Annotated in this window: 17 protein-coding genes; 12 read left to right on the top strand and 5 right to left on the bottom strand. The window is 67.3% G+C overall.

The genetic code is table 11. The features are described from left to right. Positions 1-143 precede the first annotated feature (143 nt). Complete coding sequence (locus ABZ789_RS09090; protein WP_358422190.1) at positions 144-443, top strand: WhiB family transcriptional regulator; 300 nt, start codon at positions 144-146, stop codon at positions 441-443. 13 nt (positions 444-456) lie between these two features. Here the strand turns inward: ABZ789_RS09090 and ABZ789_RS09095 are convergent, their stop codons facing one another. After that, the gene (locus tag ABZ789_RS09095) at positions 457-1860 is read right to left on the bottom strand and encodes a PLP-dependent aminotransferase family protein (RefSeq protein WP_358422193.1); all 1404 of its coding nucleotides are present in this window, start codon (positions 1858-1860) and stop codon (positions 457-459) included. A gap of 37 nt (positions 1861-1897) precedes the next feature. On the opposite strand from ABZ789_RS09095, the gene ABZ789_RS09100 reads away from it, so the two are divergent. Then, the gene (locus tag ABZ789_RS09100) at positions 1898-2779 is read left to right on the top strand and encodes a DMT family transporter (RefSeq protein WP_358423106.1); all 882 of its coding nucleotides are present in this window, start codon (positions 1898-1900) and stop codon (positions 2777-2779) included. A gap of 3 nt (positions 2780-2782) precedes the next feature. Here ABZ789_RS09100 and ABZ789_RS09105 read toward each other — a convergent pair whose 3' ends face one another. Next, on the bottom strand, positions 2783-3616 hold the full coding sequence (locus ABZ789_RS09105) for an NAD(P)-dependent oxidoreductase (protein ID WP_358422196.1): 834 nt from the start codon (positions 3614-3616) through the stop codon (positions 2783-2785). Positions 3617-3660: 44 nt separating this feature from the next. On the opposite strand from ABZ789_RS09105, the gene ABZ789_RS09110 reads away from it, so the two are divergent. From ABZ789_RS09110 to ABZ789_RS09125, 4 genes are read left to right on the top strand one after another with little or no spacing between them, the layout of a single operon-like run. Further along, positions 3661-5280: a methylmalonyl-CoA mutase family protein gene (locus ABZ789_RS09110; RefSeq protein WP_358422199.1), complete on the top strand. Its 1620-nt coding sequence runs from the start codon at positions 3661-3663 to the stop codon at positions 5278-5280. Further along, the gene (locus tag ABZ789_RS09115; RefSeq protein WP_358422202.1) at positions 5280-5681 is read left to right on the top strand and encodes a cobalamin B12-binding domain-containing protein; all 402 of its coding nucleotides are present in this window, start codon (positions 5280-5282) and stop codon (positions 5679-5681) included. The genes ABZ789_RS09110 and ABZ789_RS09115 overlap by 1 nt, the downstream gene beginning before the upstream one ends. Before the next feature lie 45 nt (positions 5682-5726). Next, complete coding sequence (locus ABZ789_RS09120) at positions 5727-6683, top strand: LLM class F420-dependent oxidoreductase (protein WP_358422205.1); 957 nt, start codon at positions 5727-5729, stop codon at positions 6681-6683. Further along, a complete protein-coding gene (locus ABZ789_RS09125; RefSeq protein ID WP_358422208.1) occupies positions 6680-7735 on the top strand; it encodes a CoA transferase in 1056 nt (351 codons plus the stop codon). Before ABZ789_RS09120 ends, ABZ789_RS09125 begins: the two co-directional genes overlap by 4 nt. Here the strand turns inward: ABZ789_RS09125 and ABZ789_RS09130 are convergent. Beyond that, entirely contained in the window at positions 7617-8864 is a 1248-nt protein-coding gene (locus ABZ789_RS09130; RefSeq protein ID WP_358422211.1) for an MFS transporter, read from the bottom strand. The genes ABZ789_RS09125 and ABZ789_RS09130 overlap by 119 nt on opposite strands. A gap of 87 nt (positions 8865-8951) precedes the next feature. Here ABZ789_RS09130 and ABZ789_RS09135 point away from each other — a divergent pair, with 87 nt between their 5' ends. Continuing rightward, complete coding sequence (locus tag ABZ789_RS09135; RefSeq protein WP_358422214.1) at positions 8952-9530, top strand: helix-turn-helix domain-containing protein; 579 nt, start codon at positions 8952-8954, stop codon at positions 9528-9530. A gap of 12 nt (positions 9531-9542) precedes the next feature. Here ABZ789_RS09135 and ABZ789_RS09140 read toward each other — a convergent pair whose 3' ends face one another. Further along, on the bottom strand, positions 9543-10562 hold the full coding sequence (locus ABZ789_RS09140; protein ID WP_358422217.1) for a ferredoxin--NADP reductase: 1020 nt from the start codon (positions 10560-10562) through the stop codon (positions 9543-9545). Between the two features lie 103 nt (positions 10563-10665). On the opposite strand from ABZ789_RS09140, the gene ABZ789_RS09145 reads away from it, so the two are divergent. The 5 genes from ABZ789_RS09145 to ABZ789_RS09165 are packed head-to-tail and all read left to right on the top strand — an operon-like array spanning position 10666 to position 15715. Further along, entirely contained in the window at positions 10666-12072 is a 1407-nt protein-coding gene (locus ABZ789_RS09145; protein WP_358422220.1) for an AMP-binding protein, read from the top strand. Beyond that, entirely contained in the window at positions 12050-12955 is a 906-nt protein-coding gene (locus ABZ789_RS09150; RefSeq protein ID WP_358422223.1) for an acyl-CoA dehydrogenase, read from the top strand. Before ABZ789_RS09145 ends, ABZ789_RS09150 begins: the two co-directional genes overlap by 23 nt. Continuing rightward, positions 12942-14030 carry an acyl-CoA dehydrogenase family protein gene (locus ABZ789_RS09155; RefSeq protein ID WP_358422226.1) on the top strand — a complete coding sequence of 363 codons (1089 nt, stop codon included), beginning with the start codon at positions 12942-12944 and terminating at the stop codon, positions 14028-14030. The genes ABZ789_RS09150 and ABZ789_RS09155 overlap by 14 nt, the downstream gene beginning before the upstream one ends. Position 14031: 1 nt before the next feature. Next, positions 14032-14799 (top strand): enoyl-CoA hydratase/isomerase family protein, encoded by a 768-nt coding sequence (locus ABZ789_RS09160; RefSeq protein WP_358422229.1) that lies wholly within the window; start codon positions 14032-14034, stop codon positions 14797-14799. A 13-nt stretch (positions 14800-14812) separates the two neighbouring features. After that, positions 14813-15715, top strand: a complete 903-nt coding sequence (locus tag ABZ789_RS09165) for an alpha/beta hydrolase (protein ID WP_358422232.1) — start codon at positions 14813-14815, stop codon at positions 15713-15715. 48 nt (positions 15716-15763) lie between these two features. Here the strand turns inward: ABZ789_RS09165 and ABZ789_RS09170 are convergent, their stop codons facing one another. Continuing rightward, positions 15764-16090 (bottom strand): hypothetical protein, encoded by a 327-nt coding sequence (locus tag ABZ789_RS09170; protein WP_358422235.1) that lies wholly within the window; start codon positions 16088-16090, stop codon positions 15764-15766. Positions 16091-16097: the final 7 nt, after the last annotated feature.

A 16097-nucleotide genomic window follows, 5' to 3' on the forward strand; every position in this document is an offset into this window, starting at 1 on the left:
AGTGGGGCGTCGAACTCGGCAAGGCTCAGGCCACCGCCCTGCAGGCCGTGCTCACCGGCGACGACACCCCCGACACCGGCGATGCCTCCACCGACAACCTCATCGACATCTACCGCGCTATGCGCGCCGGAGGGAAGTAGGAGATGCCCGCGCTGAAGTTGCTCTATCTGCCGCCTCCTGTTGCCGAGGAATGGGACTGGCAGATCGACGCGGCTTGCCGTGACGCGGACGGCTCGTTGTTCTTCCACCCGGACAACGAGCGGGGCGACGCGAGGGAGAACCGGATGGCCTCGGCCAAGAAGGTCTGCGCTCGTTGTCCGGTGCGGGAGAAGTGCCTGCAGTACGCCCTCGATTCCGGTGAACGCTACGGGATCTGGGGCGGGCTCACGGAGGACGAACGCACTCGGGTGAGAAGGGCTCGCCGGCGCCGCACGAGCCGGTGACGCCCGACCGTCCTCACCCGCCGGAGACGACTCGCCCGATGATCCGGGCGGCCTCCCGGAAGGCCGCGGGATTCGGTCCGGCGAAGTTGAGCCGGAGATACTGGCCGGTGGGCTCCGCAGGGAACCAATCGTCGCCCGCCGCGACGAGCACCCCGGCAGCCTCGCAGTCGCGCGCGACGACCTCGGCATCGCAGTTGTCCGGGAGTCTGCCCCACAGGTTGAGCCCACCGGGCGGCAGTCCCTCGACCTCCACATCCGGCGCGTACTCACGAAGTTCGCTCGCGAGGAGGTTGCGGCGCGATTCGAGCTCGCGACGAACGGCACGGAGATGGGTGTGCCATGCCGGCTGGGTGACGACGTCGAGCGCGACCGTCTGGAGAACGCCGCTCACGTAGACAGATTCGGCCTGCACGTCGGCGAGGATGCGTTCGCGAGCGGGTCCTCGCGCGACGATCGCCGCGACCCGCACCGACGGCGCAACGCTCTTGGTCAGCGAGCGGACGTAGACGACGTGGCCGGAGTCGTCGCGCGCGAACAGCGGAACCGACGGGGTCGAGATCCCGAAGTCGTGGGCCCAGTCGTCCTCGATGACGAACGCTCCCGCATCGCGCACGACGTCGAGGACCCGCTCTCCGGTCGACGACGACCATTGCCCCCCGGTGGGATTCGCGAAATTCGGTTGTGCGTAGAAGGCACGCGCCCGGGTCCGGTCGAAGGCACGCGCCAGTTCGTCGGGATCGGGACCGTTCGGTCCGCTGGAGACCGGCACGAGCTGTACCCCCGCCTTCGTGGCCGCGAGGATCGCACCCCAGTAGGTCGGAGACTCCACGACGACGGGATTGCCGGCACCGACGAGCGCCCGGAAGATCGAACCGAGTCCGCTCTGACTGCCGGGGGTGACGATCACGTCGCCTGAGGACGGTGGGGCGGTGCGCGCATTCGTCGCTGCCGCCAGTTCCGCGGCGAACCACGCCTGCAGTTCGGGAAGGCCCGCCGCCGGTGTCCGTCCGACGGCGGCATCGCTGCGGGACGCGCGTGAATACGCTCCGCGGACAAGGCGCTCAGGAAGCAGTGTGCGGTCGGGGTAGCCGGAGTGGAGCGTGATCACGTCGTTGGGCACGGTGCGCAGGGCTGCGGAGGCGCGGGGGAGCGGTGGTGCCGTTCCGAGCGCTTCCGTCTGCCAGCTGTGGTCGATCGTGTTCGACGTGCGGATCTGCCGGACGAAGGTGCCGACTCCGGTGCGGCTCTCCACGAGCCCCCGGGTCTGGAGTGTCCTGAGTGCCTTCTGCACCGTGACGGGGCTGACGCCGTACTGCGCGACGAGCGACCTCGTCGAGGGTAGTCGGGCGCCGGGTGCGGCGGAGGCGATCCACCGTGTCAGTTCCGCGACCAGCTGGGAACTGCTACTGTTCGACATGAAAGTACAGAGTAGCGCTATCGATTCCGACCGGCCAGTGCTATCGCCCGATCCTCGCGGACTCGCCTGGGGTCTGCTCGGCGTCGCAGCTTTCTCCCTGACCGTCCCGCTCACCCGCATCGCCGTCGAGAACGGAGCGATGTCACCGTTGTTCGTCGCCGCCGGTCGCGCGGTCGTTGCGGCGGCCCTCGCCGCTCTGGCACTCGCGCTCACGGGACAACGACTCCCGAACAAGCATCAGTGGCGCAGAATCGCCGTCGTCACGGGTGGGGTGGTGATCGGATTTCCGATGCTCACCTCGTACGCCCTGACCACGGCACCGGCGAACCACAGTGCGATCGTCATCGCGATCCTTCCCGCCGCTACCGCCGTGGTCGCGGTGCTGCGGGCCCACGAACGACCCCCCGCCCCGTTCTGGGTCGCCGCGGGTGCGGGGACGGTCGCCGTCATGGCCTTCGCCGGCCTGCGCGGTGGAGGTTCCGAAGGATTCGGCCGAGCCGATCTGCTGTTGCTCGGTGCGGTGGCCGCCGCAGCCGTCGGCTATGCCGAAGGCGGACTGCTGGCGCGGGAGATCGGTGCGTGGCAGACGATTTCGTGGGCACTGGTGATGGGGTCGCCGTTGATGGTGGCGCTGACCCTGCTCTCGCTCGCCGACGGACTGCCGCAGGGTGGGATGACGCACTGGGCGTCGTTCGCCTATCTCGGGATCGTCAGCATGTTCCTCGGGTTCTTCGCGTGGTACCGAGGTCTGGCGATCGGGCCGATGGCGCGGGTCGGGCAGGTGCAACTGACCCAGCCGGTCATGACCGTCGGCTGGGCGGCCTGGCTGTTGGGGGAGCCGTTGACCCGGGCGGTGGTGGCGGGCGGTGCCGTCGTCGTGCTGTGTGCCGGCACCGCCGTCCGCGTCCGTCGACGTTGAACGTCAGTCCTTGTCGAGGAAGAAGTCCCAGCGCGGATTGTCGCCGCCGCCGTAACGGGACAGGTCCGTCACTCCGGCTTCGGCCAGGACGTCGGCGTCGACGAAGCAACGGCCGGTGGTCTCCTTCGCCGGTCGCGAGAGGATCTCGACCGCAGCGTCGGCCATGATTTCGGGGCTGCGTGAGGCTGCGAGCAGCGCTTCGCCGTCGGGGGTGTTGGCCACGGCGGAGGTCGCGATGTACGTCTCGGGCCACAGGCAGTTCGCGGCGATGCCGGCATCGGCGTGTTCTGCCGCGAATCCCAGAGTCAGCAGCGACATTCCGTACTTGGAGAGCGTGTACGAAGGATGTACTCCGAGCCAGTACGGGTTCATGTTGATCGGCGGCGCGATCGTGAGGATGTGCGGGTTGGGTGACTCGCGCAGATGGGGGAGGGCCGCCTTCGACAGCAGGAACGTGCCGCGGCAGTTGATCTCCTGCATGAGGTCGTACTTCTTGACCGACAACGATTCGGTCGGCTCGGTCGCAATCGCGCTCGCGTTGTTGACGCAGATGTCCACGCCGCCGAAGTGCTCCACGGCGGTGTCGACGGCCCGCTGGACGTCGTCCTCCTTGCGGACGTCGCCCACCACCGCGACAGCCTTGCCGCCGGCGGCTTCGATGTCGGCGACTGCGGTGTGCACGGTTCCCTTCAGTTTGGGGTGGGGCTCGGCGGTCTTGGCCAGAAGCACCACGTTCGCGCCGTGACGCGCCGCGGCGACGGCGATGGCCAGTCCGATACCGCGGCTGGCGCCGGAGATGACCATGGTGCGGTCGCTGAGGGCATTCTGGCTCGACATCGTTCTCCCTGGTCGGCTTTGGTTATCCAGCTCTGTTCTCCGCAATGATATTGGCATTCTCTTTTTCTGCAAGTAATGTATCCGCCGTGAACGACTTCGCAGAAACCTCGTCGGGTATCCCGCTCGAGCCTGTCTACGGGCCGGGCGACCGTGCTACCGAACCACCGGCGCCGGGGAGCTTTCCCTTCACGCGCGGGAACTTCCCCAACGGCTACAGGGGCCGGTTGTGGACGTTCCGCCAGTACTCCGGGTTCGGTACTGCGGAGGAGTCCAACCGCCGTTACCGCTACCTGCTCGAGCAGGGAGGCACCGGTCTGTCCGTCGCGCTGGATCTGCCGACCCAGTGCGGCTACGACTCGGACGACCCCGAGGTCGGTGAGGAGGTCGGCCGGGTCGGCGTCGCCGTCGACACGCTCGCCGATGCCGAGGTGCTGTTCGACGGCATCCCGCTCGACAAGATCAGCACGAGCTTCACCATCAACGGCACCGCCGCGATCCTGCTCGCCTTCTACGTCGCCGCCGCGGAGAAGAAGGGGGTGCCGCGCGAGAAGCTGACGGGCACCATCCAGAACGACATCCTCAAGGAATACGCATCGCGCGGTACCTGGATCTGGCCGCCGGAACCGTCACTCCGCCTCATCGCCGACACCATCGAGTTCTGCGCCGCGGAAGTGCCGCGCTTCAACGCGATCTCGGTGGCCGGAGCCCATTTCCGCGATGCCGGCGCGAACGCGGTGCAAGAGATGGCATTCACCCTCGCCGACGGTGTCACCTACTGCGACACCGTCGTCGAACGTGGGCGGATGACCATCGACCAGTTCGCCCCGCAGATCTCGTTCTTCTTCTACACGCACGGCGACTTCTTCGAGGAGATCGCCAAATATCGTGCCGGACGCCGCCGGTGGGCGACGATCGTGCGCGAGCGCTACGGGGCGACCACCGACAAGGCGTCGATGTTCCGCTTCGGCTGTGTCGCCGGTGGCGCGTCCCTGTATGCACCGCAGGCACAGAACAACCTCGTGCGTGTCGCCTACGAGGCCATGGCGTCGGTTCTCGGCGGCGTGCAGTCGATGTTCACCGCGGCATGGGACGAGCCGTTCGCCCTGCCCAGTGAGGAATCGGCGACTCTCGCACTGCGCACGCAGCAGATCCTCGCCTACGAGACCGGCGTGACCAGAGTTGCCGACCCCCTCGGCGGTTCGTATTTCGTCGAAGCTCTCACCGACGCGACGGAAGAACGCATCGTCGAGATCATGTCCGATCTCGAGGAGCACGGTGGCATGGTCCGCGCGATCGAGGACGGCTACCTGCAGGGGTTGATCGCCGACGAGGCCTACAAGATCCACCAGGAGATCGAGAACGGCGATCGTCCGGTGGTCGGTGTGAACAAGTTCGTCTCCGACGAACCGCAACCCGAGATCTCGACCTACGAGCTCGATGCCGAAGGTCGTGAGATGCAGTTGAAGCGACTCGCGAAGGTCAAGGCCGAACGCGACCCCGTCGCGGTGCGCAACACACTCGCGGCCCTGTCCCGCGCAGCGGAAGGAACCGACAACCTCATGCATGCCCTGATCGATTGCGCCAATGCGTATTGCACCGTCGGAGAGATGGTCTCCGCGCTGAAGAACGTGTGGGGCGAGTTCCAGCAGCCGGTGGTGTTCTGATGAGCGCCCGCATTCTCGTCGCCAAGCCCGGCCTCGACGGACACGACCGCGGCGCCAAGATCGTCGCGCGTGCTCTGCGCGACGCCGGTTTCGAGGTCGTCTACACCGGCATCCGCCAGAAGGTCGAGGACATCGTCTCGATCGCTGTGCAGGAGGACGTCGCAGTGGTCGGCCTGAGCATATTGTCGGGTGCCCACGTCGCCCTCACCACGAAGGTTGTCGAAGGTCTTCGTGCGGCGGACGCCGGCGACATCGATGTCGTGGTCGGCGGAACGATTCCGCAAGGCGACGTGCCGAAACTTCTCGATGCGGGTGCCGCCGCGGTGTTCCCCACGAGCACACCGCTGGACGTGCTCGTCACCGAGATCGGCAAGCTCACCGGGGCGTCCGAGGCGTCCTGAGCCCGGTACACACCCACATCATCGAGTTCGGGAACTGGAGGAATCGTGCGTATCGGAGTGATGGTCGGCCCGGAACAGGGCGACACCAACCGCAAGGTCGACCGCATGCTGAAGGACGTCGAGTGGGCGGAGTCGGCCGACCTCGACACGGTGTGGGTGCCGCAGATCCCCACCGACTTCGACGCGTTGACGGCCGTCGCGCTGATGGGGACGCGAACGTCGCGTATCGAGATCGGTACCGCTGTGGTGCCGCTGCAGGCACAGCACCCGGTGCACCTCATGCGGCAGTCGCTTTCGACGCATGCGGCGCTCGGTGGACGCCTCGCCCTCGGCGTCGGCCCGTCGCACCACTGGATCGTGCAGGACATGCTCGGGCTGCCCTACGAGAAGCCTGCGAAGTACACGCGCGACTATCTCGAGGTGCTGGCCGCCGCGCGCGACCTGCCGGGTTCGATCGACGTCGAGAACGACACCTTCACCGTCCACAACCCTCTCGACATCGCGCCGGTCGCGCCCATGCCGGTGCTGGTCGCGGCGCTCGGTCCCGTCATGCTCAAGATCGCCGGTGAGCTCGCTGACGGCACTGTGCTGTGGATGGCCGACGAACGCGCGATCGCCGAGCACATCGCCCCGCGCATCACGAAGGCCGCCGAGGAGGCGGGAAGGCCGCAGCCGCGGATCGTCGCGGGCGTACCGGTCTGTCTGTGCGCGCCGTCGGAGGTCGACGTCGCGCGCGAGCGCGCGAATCGCATTCTTGCCGAGGCGGAGTTCTCGCCCAACTATCAGAGGCTCCTCGAACACGGTAAGTCGAGGGACATCGGTGACATGGCCATCGTCGGCGACGAGGACGCGATTCTCGCCGGTTTCCGTCGTTACGAAGAGGCCGGAGTGACCGACCTGTCGATGCGACTGCTGCCGATCGGCAACAACCGCGACGAACTGGTCGCGTCGAAGTATCGCACCCGTGAGGTCGTCGCCGAACTGGTGAAGGAACTGCGGTGACGGCAGGTCCGCTCGCGGGGATCAGGATTCTCGAGGTCGGCCACATCCTCGCGGGCCCGTACGCGACGATGCTCCTGGCCGATCTCGGGGCCGAGGTGACGAAGGTCGAACCGCCCACCGGAGATCTCTCCCGTCAGGTGAGCGATGCGTATTTCGCAAGCCTGAACCGCGGCAAACGCAGCGTCTGTCTCGACTTGACCACCGACGCGGGAATGCGTCGACTCGGCGAACTGGCCGCCGACTCGCACGCACTGCTCGTCAACCTCAAACCTTCGGCGATCCGCAGGTTCGGTCTGACCTACGACGCCCTGCGCAGGTGGAACGAGAAGATCGTCTGCGTCGCCGTCACGGGTTACGGGCTCGACGGTGGCGACGATCCGGCCTTCGACTACGTCATCCAGGCGGTGACCGGTGTGGCGGCCCTGACCGGTGATCCGGACGGGCCACCGACACTGCCGGGATATTCGGCGGCCGACAATTCCACCGGAATGACCGCGGCACTCGGTCTGCTCGCGCAGATCGTGTCGGGGCGTGGTGGTCAGGTGGACGTATCGCTGCGAGACGTCATGTTGTCGCAGTTGAACTATCGCGCCTCCGCCTACCTCAACGAGGGTACGGAACCGCGACGGATGCCGAACGGTGCCCACTCGTACTACGTTCCGGCGCAGCTATTCCCGACTGCCGAAGGGACGCTGGCGCTGTTCGTCACACACGACGGATTCTGGCGGATCTTCGCCGGCGAGGCCGGCATCGACGGCTTCACGGCGATGGCCGAGCGAGCGCAGCGGCGCGACGACGTGCTCGCCGTGGTCGCCGAGGCGCTTTCGCGCGACACGGCTGCCGGCTGGGAAGCCCGTCTCCGTCCGCTCGGTGTGCCCGCGGCCGCGGTGCGCTCGCTCCCCGACGCTCTCGATGCGACGCCCGAGATGATCGTCACCGCTGGGGATTTCCGCCTGGTGGGAAGTCCGATCCGGGTGCAGGGCTACGAGCCGGAGTACGGGCCGCCGCCTGCGCTGGGGGAGCACACCGAAGAGCCGGTGGCGACGCGCTGATCTCGTGCCGGTCGCTGTGCGGGTGGAAAGCGGCCGGCACCAGGGCGGCGACGCCGACCGCGCCGGCCACGACGAAGGTCGGCGCGGCGGACGTCGCGCTCAGCAGTGCTCCGAAGGCGAGCGATCCGGCTGTCTGCCCGACCGCGAGTGCGATGAACAAGGCGACTGTGCCCTCGGCCGCGCGGTCGGGGAGCGAACGCACTGCCCACACGATGAGCACCCCGCTCATCGCGATGTAACTCGCGCCGAACAGCGCGACGGAGATGTAGGTGGGCACCGGTGAGCCGGGCATCAGTCCCAGCAGAGCGGTGGCGGCGGACATGGTTGCCGTCGTCAGCGCCCATGCGACCCGCAAGTTCCAGGTCTGCACGATCCTGCCCGCCGCTGCACCCAGCACACCGAAGGCGCCCAAGGTCATCCACGCGAGAACCGAGTAGGTCTCTCCGTCGGTGGCGTCGGTCATGACGGACCGTCCGAACGTCCAGACCGCGGCGCTCGACGCGCCTGCCAGTGCTGCGGCGACGAGGGGGCGGGCAAGTGGTGAGAGTTCCCCGAGACGCACGGGTACCTTGTGATCGCGGGTGCGCCGGCGGTGGGATGCCCGGTCGGCACGGAGCGTGATGGATGTGGCCACCGCCGTGAGAACCGCGATGGCCGCCCACCCCGCACGCCACTGGCCGGCGGTCGCGAACACCAGACCGCCGGCGACGACGAGCCCCACACCGGTTCCCGAATTGACGATCGTCTGCGCATTCTCCTGCCGCGTGCGAACGATGTTGCGTTCGATCAGGGTCACGAGGCCGGGAGTGGCGAAACCCGCGCCGGCCCCGGCGATGATCACGCTCGTCGCGAAGACCAGCGGGTGCGGTGATGCTGCCACGCCCAGAGAGCCGAGCGCAGCCGTTGCTCCTGCGAATGCCACGACGAGGCGCGGGCGATCGCTGATCCTCGATGCGAGGACGGCAGCGATGCAGTACGAGAGGAAGCTGCCGGCCTGCACTGCACCGGCAACCGTCGGCCCCAATGCGAACGACTCGGTGAAGTGGGGCAGGAACAGTCCGTAACCGAAACGCGCCAGCCCGTAGGCCGCCGCGATCAAGGCGGTGCCGCCGATGACCAGAGTGTGCATCGCGTCCCCCGAGAGGCCGAAGTGCAGAACGGACGTTACTCTACGCTGAAACGGTCGTTCTGGCAGAACGCGCGTTACAGTGAGCGCATGTCCACGCTTCGTCGCCCCCCGGCTCGCGAGCGTCTGCTCCGGGCGGCCGAGGGGCTGCTCTTCGACCGGGGTATCCGCGCGACGCCCGTGGACGAGCTGCTGCGTCGCGCCGAAGCCTCCGCAGCCTCCCTGTACACGCATTTCGGCAGCAAGGAGGCGCTGGTTGCCGAGGCGCTCCGGATCCGGCTCGCGGACTGGCGCGCGGTATGGGACCGGCACATCGTCGAGGCCGGCGACGACACGGAACGCTTGCTGGCGATCTTCGACGCTCTGGATTCCTACCGCGGTGGCACCGATTCGCCTGCCCGGTGGTGTGCCTTCCTGGCGACCGCCACGGAGTTCCCCGAGGCCACCGGCGAGATCGCAGAGGTGCTGGCAGCCGACAGCGACCTTCTCGCCGACCGGCTCCTGCGCTTCTCCGAACCGTTGGCCGGAGCGAAAGCGCAGGATCTTGCCGACGATGTACTCACCGCCTACGACGGAACTCTCGCAGCCTTCCTGCGCGGCCACCCGGAATCGCCGATTCCGGTAGGCCGCAGGCTGGCCATGGCGGCCGTTCGGGCGTACACCGACTGACGTCCGTTCTTCCTATTCGTAACGGACCTTGATGTCCTCGCTGTCGGGTACGCCCTGGCAGGTGAGGATGTATCCGTCGGCGATCTCGTCTTCGGTCAGTGCGTCGTTCACGCGCATCGTCGCGCTGCCGTGGGTGATCTTTGCGATGCAGGTCGCGCAGTTGCCGGCCTCGCACGAGAACGGAGGCGCCAGCCCCGCGCGACGTGCACTTTCGAGCAGCGTCTCCCCGGCGTGCCGGGGAACCGAGACCCTCTGGTTGCCCAGACGGATCGACACGGTGCCCTTCACCTCACCGCTCGTCGCGGGCGGAGCTTGCTGTGCGTCTTCCGGCTTGATGGGTTCTGCCGCGCTGCCGAAGCGTTCGCTGTAGACGTTGCCGGGACCGGGGAGGGCGGATTCGACCATGTCCATGAAGGCCTCCGGTCCGCAAAGGTAGCTGTCGGCGCTGCCGTCGGAGCCCACGAATTCGCGTACCGCGTCGGGGGTGAGCAGTCCGCTCTCGTCGTCGAAATGCCGTACGACCTCGAGGCGGCCTGCGTACCGGGTGACGAGTTCGTCGGTGAGACCGGTGAAGATCGCAGACGCACGGTTGCGATCGGCGACGAGCAGCCGCACAGCACGGTCGGTCGTCGCCAGTGCGCTCTTGGCGAGTGACAGGATCGGAGTGATACCGCTGCCGCCGGCGAAGCCGAGTACCGGGCCGACCGCGTCCCGGAGGAGGAAGGTGCCGGCGGGTCGCGTGATCTCGACTTCGTCGCCCTCGGCGATGTTGTCGTGCAGCCAGTTCGAGACCGCTCCACCGGTCACCCGCTTGACCGTGGTCATCAGTTCGGTGTCGGTCTCGGGGGCGCTCGACATCGAGTAGGAGCGGTACAGCTCGGTGCCGTCGACGTTCACTCGGAAAGTGCAGAACTGCCCGGACTTGTAGGTGAACGGCCCGTCGTGAGGCGCGAGCACATAAGTGCGGGCGTCGTCGGTTTCCTTCACGATCCGGGTCACGGTCGCGCGTTGAAACAAAGGTGGTCTCGCCATGGACCGTCTCCTCCTGGTATCAATGTTCTGCATAAGCGAGAGTACTATTCTCATTCAGGAGAGCAACCTCTCGACCGATATTGCTGCGACGCGAGAGAGCACCATGACCGAACCCGCCGTGCTGGCCTTCGAAGACCGCGAGTACACCCTCGCGGAACTCGAGGCGCTCACCTGCGGGCTCGCCGTCAGGTTGCGTGAACGCGGGGTCCGGCCCGGCGACCGCGTGGCACTCATGTCGTCCAATCGGCCGGAATTCGTGACGGCTTACCGGGCCATCACGAAACTCGGTGCGGTCGTGGTCCTGCTGAGCCCGGCGTGGAAGCGCGCCGAGATCGACCATGCCCTGAGGCTCACCGAACCGGCCTTCGCCGTCGGAGACAATCCCGTCCTCGCTGCCGCGATGCCCATGCTCGATCTCGACGACCCGATCCGGCCCTACCGCGGCCCTCTCGACGCACCGTCCGTCGATCCCGGCGCCGATGCACTGCTGGTCTTCAGTTCCGGCACGACAGGCCTGCCCAAGGCCGTCCGTCACACGCATGCGTCGTTCGCCGCAGCGGTCGCGCACTGGCGCAGGTCGCTCGATCTGTCCGCCGACGACCGGCTGCAGATCGTCACTCCGCCCTCGCACATCCTCGGATTGCTCAACATCGCCACGGTGCTCGAGGCCGGCGGATGGATGCGATTGCACCGCCGGTTCGACCTCGACGAGATGCTGCGGTGCATCGAACGCGACCGGATCACCGTCGAGATGGCCGTCGCGCCGATCGCACTCGCGATCGCCTCTCATCCCGATCTCGAGTCGTTCGACCTGTCGTCGTTGCGGTACATCATGTGGGGCGCTACGCCCGTCACCGCGAGTGTCGCGGAGGTTGTCACCCGGCGCACGGGGGTGCAGTGGATGCCCGCCTACGGGGCGAGCGAAGTGCCCGTCATCGCCTGCAATCCGGTCGACGGTGCTCGCCTCGACAGCGTCGGCCGGGCCGTCCCGGGTGTCGAACTGCGGATCGTCGACCTCCGTACCGGCCGTGAGGTTCCGGTCGGAGAGACCGGTGAGATCCAGGTGCGTTCGGCATCGGCCATGGCCGGCTACCTCCCTGACGACGCCACCGCCGCGGCATTCGCCGACGGCTGGTACCGCACCGGCGACGTCGGATCGATCGACTCCGACGGCTGGCTGCGGATCACCGACCGGGCCAAGGACATGATCAAGGTCAACGGATTCCAGGTCGCCCCTGCCGAGGTCGAAGCCGTGCTGCACGGTCATCCGGATGTCGCCGACTGTGCCGTCTTCGGAACGAAGGACCACGCAGGCGAGACGGTGGTGGCGGCGATCACCACCGCCGCGACGCTCGATCCCGACGACATATCCGCCTATGTGGCCGAACGACTCGCGTCGTACAAGCGACCGGGACGAGTGATCTTCGTGCCCGATATTCCCCGCCTGCCGTCCGGCAAGGTCTTGCGCCGACAACTCGAGGAGCGCCATGGACGTACGTCTGACCAATGAACAACAGCAGTTGCGCGACGCCGCCGCCAAACTGGCCGACGACCTGGGTGCGCGCTCGGTCGCGGATCTGGACGATGCGGCCCGCCGGGCGCGACTGGAGAAGACCGTCGCCGCGACAGGCTGGCGCTCGCTACGCTCCGACGGGGCCTCGGGTGTCGAAGTAGCCATCGTCGCGGAGGAATTCGGACGTGGTCTCGTCGACGTTCCGTTCTTCGGCCCAGTGCTCGCCGACGACTTGCACCGGCACTTCTCCGACGATCAGCCGACGCACGCCCTCGCGGTCGGTGGTGACGCCTTCGACGCACACGGACTGAACCGCGCCCTCGTGCTCCGGGAACGGACGGTGCTGTCGGCCGGTGTCGGAGACCCTGCACCGGGCGCGGATCTGACCCGCTCCTTCGCGACCCTTGCCGAACCCGACGAGACGCTCGGGGAACTCGCCGCCGACGATGCCGAGCGCGCCCACGCACTCGGCATCGTCGTCACCTGCGCCGATCTCGTCGGCGTGTCTAGGGGAGCTCAGGCCGTAGCGGTAGATTACGCGAAAATCCGTGAGCAGTACGGTAACTCGATCGGGTCGTATCAAGCGGTCGCCCACATGCTCGCCGAGAGCGAGGCGCTCATCGAGGGGTCTGTCAGTGTGCTCCGGCACGCGGCCTGGGCCGTGGACGAACTGACGCCCGAAGAAGCGATCCGTGCTGCGCGCATCGCCAAGATCTACACCGCGCGCGCTGCGCGCACCGTCTGCGAGACCGCCGTTCAGGTGCACGGCGGGATCGGCAATACCTGGGAGTGCATCGAGCACGTGTACCTGCGGCGGGCATTGACGTCCACCGAACTGTTCCCCGTGAGCCTGGAGGAGATCGACCTTGGACTTTCGTGACTCGCCGGAAGAAGCCGCATTCCGCACTCGGCTGCGGACCTGGCTCGCCGATCAGGCCGGGAAGTTCCCCACCTCGGGCGACGAGTACTGGGCGCGGCAGGGGGAATGGCATCAGGCGCTCTACAGCGCAGGATTCTTCGGATTGTCGTGGCCGAAGAAGTACGGCGGACAGGACCTTCCGCCCGTCTACGACGTGATCCTCGACGAGGAACTCGCGATCGCGGGGTGCCCGCCCCGGCCGAGTCTCGGCTATCTCGTCGTCGGCCTCGGACACCACGCGAGCGACGAACTGTGCGAGCGGTTCCTGCCCGGCATGATCGACGGGTCCGAACGGTGGTGCCAAGGATTCAGTGAGCCCGGTGCCGGTTCCGACCTCGCGTCGCTCACCACCACCGCGACCCGTGAGGGCGACGAGTACGTGATCCACGGCCACAAGGTGTGGACGAGTTACTCCGACGTCGCCGACTGGTGCCTGCTGCTCGCCCGCACGGACCCGGATGCTCCGCGCCACCGCGGTATCTCGGCGTTCATCGTCTCGATGCACCAGGACGGCATCGAACAGCGGCCACTGAAGATGATCAGTGGGGTCACGAAGGAATTCGGCCAGGTGCTGTTCGACGGTGCGCGTGTACCTGCGAGTCGCATGGTCGGTGCACCGGGTGAGGGCTGGCGGGTCGCGATGACCGTCGTCGGCCACGAACGTGAGCCGTCCACTCTCGGATTCGCCGCGCGTTACGGCAAACTCGTCCGCCAACTCGCCGCCCGCGTCGACGGTCCGCCCCCGCAGGATCTGGCCTGGGCTGCAGTGCAATCGGAAATGCTGCGGCTTCACGTGCGCAGACGGCTGTCCGAACAACTCGACGGGGTGTCGCACGGTTCGGAAGGCTCGCTCGACAAGCTGCTCATGACCTGGGTCGACCAATCGGTCGGGCACGCGGCTCTGGCGGTCGCCGGCAGCCGTGACGAGGAACTGCTCGGCTCCTATATGTACAGCCGCGCGCAATCCGTCATGGGCGGTACCTCGCAGATCCAGAAGAACATCATCGCCTCACGCATTCTCGGATTGGGAGTCTGACATGTACGACATGCCCGAGGAGATCGAGGTCCGCGCCGAGGGGTCGCTGCGGATCATCACGCTGAACCGGCCCGCCAAGTACAACGCGGTCAACGATCCGCTGCACGAGGGACTGGCCCGGTTGTGGCCGCGACTGGCCGCCGACCGTGAGGCCCGCGCCGCAGTGATCACCGGTGCGGGGAAGGCGTTCTCCGCCGGGGGCGATCTCGACTACCTGGCAGAACTGGCGCAGGACGCCGAACTGCGCGCGAAGACGATTGCGGACGGACGCGAGATCGTTCTCGGCATGGCACGCTGCCGGGTCCCGGTGGTCGCGGCGGTCAACGGCCCGGCGGTGGGACTCGGATGCAGCCTGGTGGCGCTCAGCGATGTGGTCTACATGGGTGAGGGCACCTACCTCGCCGATCCCCACGTGCAGGTGGGGTTGGTCGCGGCCGACGGCGGTCCGCTGACCTGGCCGCTGCAGATCAGCCTGTTGCACGCGAAGGAGTTCGCCTTCTTCGGCGAACGGATCCCCGCCGAGCGGGCCTGCGAACTCGGCCTGGCGAACCGTGTCGTCGCAGATCCGCTCGCCGAGGCACTCGTGTGCGCCAAGCGTCTCGTGGAGCAACCGCAGAAGGCGGTGGAGGCCACCAAGCGGCTGCTGAATATCCACCTCGAACGGGCGGTGCTCGCGAGCCTCGACTACGCGATGAGCGCCGAGGAGATGACCTTCCAGAGCGACGATTTCCGTGCCAATATCGCGAGGATGACGGCGGGAAAGGCGTGAGCGGAGAGGTCGTGTGATCGGAAGGTTGCGCTCGCTCTCGAGATTTCATCCCGATCTGCGGGTGGCAGCGCTGCTCGCTCCACGTAGAGCGGTGACTCCGCGATCGCTGCCGGTGATGCGTCTGTTCACCCGCGCGATCCGGGGCACCGGCCCGGACGTGTACGTCTTCGAACCGGGTGTGTCCGTCCGCTGGTTCTGCCCGTCGGCGCGGGGCGGCACCGAACGCGGGGCCGCTCTGCTGTGGATCCACGGTGGTGGTTATGTCTTCGGCCGGGCTGCGCAGGACGACGCGCTGTGCCGGCGGTTCGCCGAGCGCCTCGGTATCGCCGTCGCCTCGGTGGATTATCGACTCGCGCCCGAACATCCCTATCCGACGCCGCTCGAGGACTGTCTGCGCGCCTACGAGTGGCTACGGCACCGGCCGGATGTGGACCCTGCGCGCATCGCGGTCGCAGGTGCGAGTGCGGGAGCAGGGCTCGCTGCGGCACTGTCACTTCTCGTCCGTGACAGGGGAATTCCGGCGCCGGTCTTCCAGCTTCTCGTGTATCCGATGCTGGACGACCGCACTGCGACAGGACCGGCGCAGACACGCATGTGGGACGGATACACGAACAGATTCGGCTGGGAGAGCTATCTCGGTGGAGCCGACCCCGAGACCGCGGTGCCGGCAAGACGATCCGACCTGTTCGGCCTGCCTGCTGCCTGGATCGGCGTGGGCACCCAGGACCTGTTCTTCGACGAGTGCCGTGCCTACGGGGAGCTGTTGCGGGCGTCGGGTGTCCGGTGCGATCTCCACATCGTCGACGGAGCGTTCCACGGCTTCGATTCGGTGGCCTCGCGCACGGGTGTCGCACGCGGGTTCTTTGCCGAACAGTGCGCTGCCCTGGAAACTGCTCTGTACCCGGAAGGCTCGTAGGGCCGCTGCCGATTCAGGCAGCGGCTCCACGAGGTTCGTCCTCCCGCTTCACGAGCGAGGCTTGGAGTACTCCGACTTCACTTCCATGATCCGCATCTTCGGGATCGGGCCGTAGCTGAGCGAATCCGACATGTTCAGCTGTTTTGCCGCCGCCGCCGCGTGAACGTTTGCCTTGGCCGCGTTGGGGTCGCCCTCGAGTTCGTAGAGGGTGACCGACGGGCCACCGTCCGCGTCGGCGGGGGTCAGCCGTGTGGCACCGACAAATCCGTCGAGGGCCACCACTTCGGGGATGTGGACCTCGTCGTACCACTTGTTGAACTCGTCCAGCCGCTCGGGATGGGACGGGTACGACTCGACGAGCAAGTAGTGCTTCATGAGTGAT

The sequence above is a fragment of the Rhodococcus sp. NPDC047139 genome (assembly GCF_040643435.1).
Classification (GTDB): domain Bacteria; phylum Actinomycetota; class Actinomycetes; order Mycobacteriales; family Mycobacteriaceae; genus Rhodococcus.